Source organism: Pseudomonas sp. 2 (assembly GCF_056627435.1).
Genome location: NZ_JBWXNG010000034.1, coordinates 1 through 6,534, shown reverse-complemented (window position 1 = coordinate 6,534; position 6,534 = coordinate 1). Strand labels below are relative to the sequence as shown.

The following is a 6,534-nucleotide window of genomic DNA, read 5'->3' as shown; positions in this document are numbered from 1 at the left end:
TTTTGCGTTGTCTGGACTGGCGATGCATGAAGATCAACAGCAACAGCAACAGCAACAGCAACAGCAACAGCAACAGCAACAGCAACAGCATCGCGAGCTTCGCTCCCTCCCACAATTGAGATTTGTATTGTTCGCAGGACCTGCCATGGATCTCGGATTGAAGAGCGCTCTCAGTAACGCTCACCGATTCCAATGTGGGAGGGAGCGAAGCTCGCGATGCCGTTGATCTTGTTTTTGATCTTCGAGCGCAAATCTTCCAAACGACACAAATCGCGACTTGGGTGCAGGCTGAATGGAGGTCTCGCGGAGTGGGTCGAGCGGCATGGATGCCGCGAGAGGCGCGTTGGGCCATGGATGGCCCTTCGCGCCGGGCCCACGGAGCGAGGCCGGAGTGAAGGAAGTCCGACGAAGGAGGACCCAAACCAGGAGCAATGGTTTGGTTACTTTGCCGAAACAAAGTAACTCGGCGAAGCCGAAACAGGTCTGGCGTTAGCCAGAACGCTCTTGCTCTGCTTTTGCCTCTGCAGTTCTCCAAAAACCACCTTTTTGAAAAAAACTTCAAGCAGGCTATTGACTTAGGTTCGGCACCTGCGTAAATTTCGCGGCCTCAGCGAAGCAAAGGGTGATTAGCTCAGCCGGGAGAGCATCTGCCTTACAAGCAGAGGGTCGGCGGTTCGATCCCGTCATCACCCACCATCGTTGAGCAGCTTCAACAAGCTGGTAACAAATGCTGAAGGCTACTGAGATTCAGCAGGACGAAAAGTCCACCACTGCGCAGCGGTAGTTCAGTCGGTTAGAATACCGGCCTGTCACGCCGGGGGTCGCGGGTTCGAGTCCCGTCCGCTGCGCCATATTTTCCAGAGCTGATCTCGGTCAGGTCTGAGATTGAAAGCCAAGGCCTTCAATCAGTGTTTTACGAAGTATGCCCACGGGCATGTTTCAACAGAGTTAAACAGATGAAAATCTGTGCGACACGCAGCGGTAGTTCAGTCGGTTAGAATACCGGCCTGTCACGCCGGGGGTCGCGGGTTCGAGTCCCGTCCGCTGCGCCATACATAGCATCAAGGCCCTTGAACTCCTTGATGCGACAAAGAAAGCGACCTTAGGGTCGCTTTCTTTGTGCCCACTTAAAACTCCCCACCTCGGGCCCGCAATGTCACTGCATGTCAGCTAGGCTTGGTCGCTTCCGGTATCGAGGGAGCGGTGGATGTCAATGAGCTTCGACGTGTTGAAGCGAGAGGGGTAAAGGTTCCGCGCCGCTCGGCCGCCGCATGCAGCACGGCCAACTCTGTGTCGGAGAGCTGGCTGCCTCGCCTGCTGATCGAAGGTGACGATGTCGAGGAAGCGCTACTCATCTTGCGCTCATAATCCATGCTCAGTTTTTGTACCCGAGTGGTGAGGCCAGCCCCGGACCAGCTTCGGTTGCCATGCAGCACGTAGCCGGAAATACGAGCCTCGTCCACCAGACTCAGCAGGTCGTCGGGGAAGTTCTGCACAGAGACCGAACTGAATTCGCCTAGACGTCCCGGCGCAATGACAGTGGCGGGCAGGTTGCTGGTCATGTCCGATTTGGGGTTGCCTTCATCGGAGCCGTGATGCACCAGATTCCAGTGTTCAGGTTGGTGAGCGCTGTGCAACTTAAGCAGGTCGCCCCGTAGACTGCTATTGATTTCGTTCTTGATTCGCTGTTCGAGTGTGGTGCTGAAGTCTTCGGCCGCTGAGCTCTGTCGTAGACCGATTCTAGCCCCCTGGCCCAACGTACCGGCCGCACCTAAACGGGTGGGTTGTTCATCGAGGCCCGGTGGTTTGATGGACGATCGGCGCCGACCCTGCTCCGGAGCATCTTTCCATTTCGGCATGACGAACAACAGATCGTAATCCGCCGTGAAGAATTTCTGAGGGCTCGCGCTTTCTTTCATGGTCGAAGGTGTCAGCGCTTCGACAGGTTTACCTTCATGCAGGATCCGGTAATTGCCTTCCGACGTTTTTATGGCCGCGAAGGCAACAGGCGGATTCGTGGTGGAGGTTATTGCGATGTTGTTGGGCGACGAAGCCGTTCTCTGAACGAGGCCACACTGTGTCAAATAGTCAAAACGTTCTTGGGACAATTCCAGAGGAGCCTTGGCCACCAGGCCTCTTTCGATGATTGATGCGATTCCGGCATTGGCATCCCTGATCTGCTCAGGTGTGGTCGCGCCCTTGCCACTCAGCGCCTGGTCTACCGGAATCAGGCCATATAAAGGGCCGACGGTTGAGCTTTTGCCTTTGATTTCCAGACCTTTGGTGGGGTGCCCAGCCTCAATCAGCTGCGCGTTATGAGGGTCTACGGGGCGAAATGCGATGACGCATTCATTGGTTCTCGCGATGTCATGCAGTTTCAACAGATGCTCAGCGCAAATGCCGGTCTTGTTCCGGACGCTGGCGATGTCGTCCGCCAAGAGCTTCTTCTGCTGTGCGGGATCAATAACCCGTTTGCTTTCAGAGGCCGTTGAGCTTGCTGCACCGAAGGTGAATGTCGGGTTGAACAAGCTGACTGATTGGCTAGGGGGGATACTTGGCATAGCGGCTCGAATGGGTTGGACGATGCCATTGAGTGGCGGCGCAAGGTATTAGGTTCCCTGCAGCCCCCTTGGTGAGCGCGTTCGCTGTGAAATGGACGTTAATGCGCTGCTGCAGACCATGCAGATAAATGCCATTATTGGCGGCTTGTTTGAAGCGTCGCTGATTTCGAATCTGGAGAGCTGGACCATGGGCATGAACCAAACGATCACTGTGATCCCACCGGGCGTACCGTTGACGGGGCATGTCGCGCCACCTGGCTCCAAATCGATCACCAACCGCGCGCTGCTGCTGGCGGCGCTGGCCAAGGGCACCAGCCATCTGCGCGGCGCGCTCAAGAGCGATGACACCCGGCACATGTCCAATGCCCTGCGGCAGATGGGCGTGACCATCGAAGAGCCGGACGATACCAGTTTCGTGGTCACCAGCAGCGGCACCTTGCAGGTACCCGAAGGCCCGCTGTTTCTGGGCAACGCCGGTACTGCCGTGCGTTTCCTGACCGCCGCAGTGTGCACGGTCGCTGGCACCGTCACCCTCGACGGCGACCACTATATGCAGAAGCGCCCCATCGGCCCGCTGCTCGAATCCCTGCGCAAGGGCGGCCTGAGCGCCGAAAGCGCCACCGGATGCCCGCCGGTGGTGGTGCAGGGCACAGGCTCGATCAAGGCCAATCGTTTCGAGATCGACGGCGGCTTGTCCAGCCAGTACGTGTCTGCGCTGCTGATGGTCGCGGCCTGCGGCGATGCGCCGATCGAAGTGGCGCTGACCGGCAAGGAAATCGGCGCACGGGGTTATGTCGATCTGACCATCGCCTGCATGCGTGCCTTCGGTGCCGAAGTCGAGGTGGTGGACGAAGCGCTGTGGCGCGTGTCGCCGACCGGTTATACCGCGTGTGATTACTACATCGAGCCTGACGCCTCGGCCGCCACATACCTGTGGGCCGCCGAAGCGCTGACCGCCGGCAAGATCGACCTGGGCGTGGCTGCCGAAGCCTTTACCCAGCCCGATGCCAAGGCGCTGGAGGTGATCGCGCAGTTCCCGAATATGCCGGCGGTGGTCAACGGCTCACAGATGCAGGACGCGATTCCTACGCTGGCCGTGCTCGCGGCCTTCAACGAAACGCCGGTGCGCTTCGTCGATCTGGCCAACCTGCGGGTCAAGGAGTGCGACCGCGTTCAGGCGCTCTACGATGGCTTGAATCAGGTGCGTCCGGGCCTCGCTTCGGTCGAGGGCGACGATCTGCTGGTTGCCGCCGACCCGGGCCTTGCGGGCACCAGCAGCACCGGGCTGATCGACACCCATTCCGACCACCGTATCGCCATGTGTTTTGCCCTGGCGGGCCTGAAGGTCTCGGGCATCCGTATTCAGGACCCGGACTGCGTGGCCAAGACGTATCCGGGCTACTGGCGTGCGCTTGAATTCCTTGGCGTGCGTCTGGAAACCGGCGAGCTCTGATCGCAGCTATCGGCAGGCTGGAAACGACCGTCAGTCGATTTCCGGCCTGCTGCGGATGATCGTGGGGCGATAGCGTCGTCTGGCCATACATCGCCGGAAAAACCCTGCCCAAGGCGCCGCGCGGGCAGGGGCGGGGCGCTGGAACCCTCGATGTATCCACATCCTTGCAAACTCTGCGTTGATCCAGCGCCAGCCTTGTTGCAGACTTGTCGGCGTTTTGTGCGGTCCACTGTTCTGTCGGCCCTTTTCCCAGGATGTTTGATGTCTAAATTATTGAGTTTTCGTACCGCATGCTGGGTGATCACCTTGCTGGCCGCCGCAGGCTGTTCATCGAAGAAGCAGGCTATCTACGAGCACGAAAACTTCGATGACGCCGGAACCTTCTCGCGCAACTACCCGGTTTCCGATGCCGCCACCTGTGAGGCAGGCCGCCGTGCACTGCTCAGCCAGGGCTACATCATCACCAGCAACGATCCGAAGATGATCAGCGGTCACAAGAGCTTTCAGCAGACCGGCGAGACCCACATGGAGATCAGCTTCAACGTGGTCTGCGCCTCCGATGGCAGCTCGGACACCAAGGCCACCATGTTCGCCAACGCCCTGCAGGATCGCTATGCGCTGAAGAAGGTGAACAACTCGGCGAGCCTGGGTGTGGGCGTGTTGGGGTCGGTGTCGATGCCGATCGGTTCGACCGACGACTCGATGGTCAAGGTCGCCAGCGAGACAGTGGCGTCTTCCAAGTTCTACGATCGTTTCTTCGCCCTGGTGGAAAACTTCCTGCCGACCGAAGTGAAGAAAGCGGCACACATCGAGGAAAAACCCAAGGCCGAACTGGGTATGCCTGAGCCGAGCGCCAAGGCTGCGCCTGCGACTGAGCAGAAGCCGGCCGCCGAGGCCAAAGCGCAGGAAGCCCCGGCGCCTGCGCCAGCGGCGTTGGCAACGCCCGCCACCCAGCCAGCAACGACCACCGAACAGGGCAGCGAACCGATGCCTGCGCCCGCAGAGGCGGAGCCAGTGAAAGTCGAATCGCCAGCGCCTGCCGAAGCAGCACCGGCCGCCGCCACCGAGCCAACGCCTGAGGCCACCCCGGCGCAGTAACCAGTTCTGACGCCGAACGCATAACCTGTAGGAGCGACCGGGGTGGCGCTCCACTTTATTCGCGAATGATTTTCGAGGCGCCCCATCTATGTCGCCTGACCCATCTTCGCGAATGAATTCGCTCCTACAGTTGATCGGCGTTAGCCCAGGAACAATTTGTACGCCGGGTTATTGGTCTCGTCCCAATACGGGTACCCAATCTCCTCCAGCGCCTTCGGCACCAGATGCCGCTCCTCCTCCGGCACCACCAACCCCGCCACCACACGCCCATCGGCCGCGCCGTGGTTGCGGTAGTGGAACATCGAAATATTCCACTTCCCGCCCAGCTTATTCAGGAAGTTGAACAGCGCCCCCGGCCTCTCTGGAAACTCGAAGCGCAGCACCACCTCATCGCTGACCCGCTCGGAATGCCCGCCGACCATGTGCCGCAGGTGCAGTTTGGCCAGTTCGTTGTCGGTCAAATCCAGCACCGGGAAGCCCTGCGCGGTGAGGCTGGCGATCAGCGCCTTGCGCGGGTCGTTCTCCGGGTGGGTCTGCACGCCGACGAAGATGTGCGCCTCGCGGTCGGTGTGGTAGCGGTAGTTGAATTCGGTGATCTGCCGCTTGCCCACCGCCTCGCAGAACGCCTTGAAGCTGCCGGGCTGCTCGGGGATGGTCACGGCGATGATCGCTTCGCGGCCTTCGCCCAGTTCGGCGCGTTCGGCGACGTGGCGCAAACGGTCGAAGTTGACGTTGGCGCCGGACTCGATGGCGACGAACGTCTGGCCTTTGACCTCGTACTGCTCGACATACTTCTTGATCCCCGCCGCGCCCAGCGCACCGGCAGGTTCGGTGATCGAGCGGGTATCGTCGTAGATGTCCTTGATCGCCGCGCAGATTTCGTCGGTGCTGACCGTGATCACCTCATCGACGTAATCCTTGCAGAGGTCGAAAGTGTGCTGGCCGATCTGCGCCACGGCCACGCCATCGGCGAACAGCCCGACCTGCTGCAGCACCACGCGCTCGCCGTAGGCCATGGCCTGCTGCAGGCAGTTGGAATCGTCCGGCTCGACGCCGATCACCTTGATTTCCGGGCGCAGGTATTTCACGTAGGCCGCGATGCCCGCAATCAGCCCGCCGCCGCCCACCGGCACGAAGATCGCGTCCAGCTGGCCCGGATGCTGGCGCAGGATCTCCATGGCCACCGTGCCCTGGCCGGCGATGGTGTCCGGATCGTCGTACGGGTGGATGTAGACGTAGCCCTTTTCCTCGACCAGCTTCAGAGAATGCGCCAGCGCTTCGGGGAAAGAGTCCCCATGCAGCACCACCTTGCCGCCCCGCGAACGCACGCCTTCGACCTTGATCTCAGGCGTCGTTTTGGGCATGACGATGGTCGCCTTGATCCCCAGCTTCTTCGCCGCCAGGGCCAGGCCCTGGGCGTGA

Annotated in this window: 4 protein-coding genes and 3 tRNA genes; 5 read left to right on the top strand and 2 right to left on the bottom strand. The window is 60.3% G+C overall.

From position 1 onward, the window contains the following. Positions 1-620: 620 nt before the first annotated feature. The 3 genes from AC1MEK_RS29725 (at position 621) to AC1MEK_RS29715 (ending at position 1,052) form a co-directional block, all read left to right on the top strand. Positions 621-696: transfer RNA gene (locus tag AC1MEK_RS29725), tRNA-Val, on the top strand. A gap of 78 nt (positions 697-774) precedes the next feature. Next, positions 775-851: transfer RNA gene (locus AC1MEK_RS29720), tRNA-Asp, on the top strand. A gap of 124 nt (positions 852-975) precedes the next feature. Further along, positions 976-1,052: transfer RNA gene (locus AC1MEK_RS29715), tRNA-Asp, on the top strand. A gap of 114 nt (positions 1,053-1,166) precedes the next feature. Here AC1MEK_RS29715 and AC1MEK_RS29710 read toward each other — a convergent pair. Then, complete coding sequence (locus AC1MEK_RS29710; RefSeq protein WP_480399828.1) at positions 1,167-2,528, bottom strand: anthrax toxin-like adenylyl cyclase domain-containing protein; 1,362 nt, start codon at positions 2,526-2,528, stop codon at positions 1,167-1,169. Positions 2,529-2,748: 220 nt separating this feature from the next. Here AC1MEK_RS29710 and aroA point away from each other — a divergent pair, with 220 nt between their 5' ends. Both aroA and AC1MEK_RS29700 read left to right on the top strand, forming a co-directional pair. Then, complete coding sequence (aroA, locus tag AC1MEK_RS29705) at positions 2,749-4,014, top strand: 3-phosphoshikimate 1-carboxyvinyltransferase (protein ID WP_480399827.1); 1,266 nt, start codon at positions 2,749-2,751, stop codon at positions 4,012-4,014. 261 nt (positions 4,015-4,275) lie between these two features. After that, positions 4,276-5,112 (top strand): DUF2242 domain-containing protein, encoded by an 837-nt coding sequence (locus tag AC1MEK_RS29700; protein ID WP_480399826.1) that lies wholly within the window; start codon positions 4,276-4,278, stop codon positions 5,110-5,112. 140 nt (positions 5,113-5,252) lie between these two features. Here the strand turns inward: AC1MEK_RS29700 and ilvA are convergent. After that, positions 5,253-6,534, bottom strand: a 1,282-nt coding sequence (gene ilvA, locus AC1MEK_RS29695; RefSeq protein ID WP_480399825.1) for a threonine ammonia-lyase, biosynthetic, incomplete at its 5' end; no start/stop codon positions are given.

Coding starts and splice junctions, on each gene's coding strand:
- aroA (WP_480399827.1), top strand. CDS start 2,749: ATGGGCATGAACCAAACGATCACTGTGATCCCACCGGGCGTACCGTTG.
- AC1MEK_RS29700 (WP_480399826.1), top strand. CDS start 4,276: ATGTCTAAATTATTGAGTTTTCGTACCGCATGCTGGGTGATCACCTTG.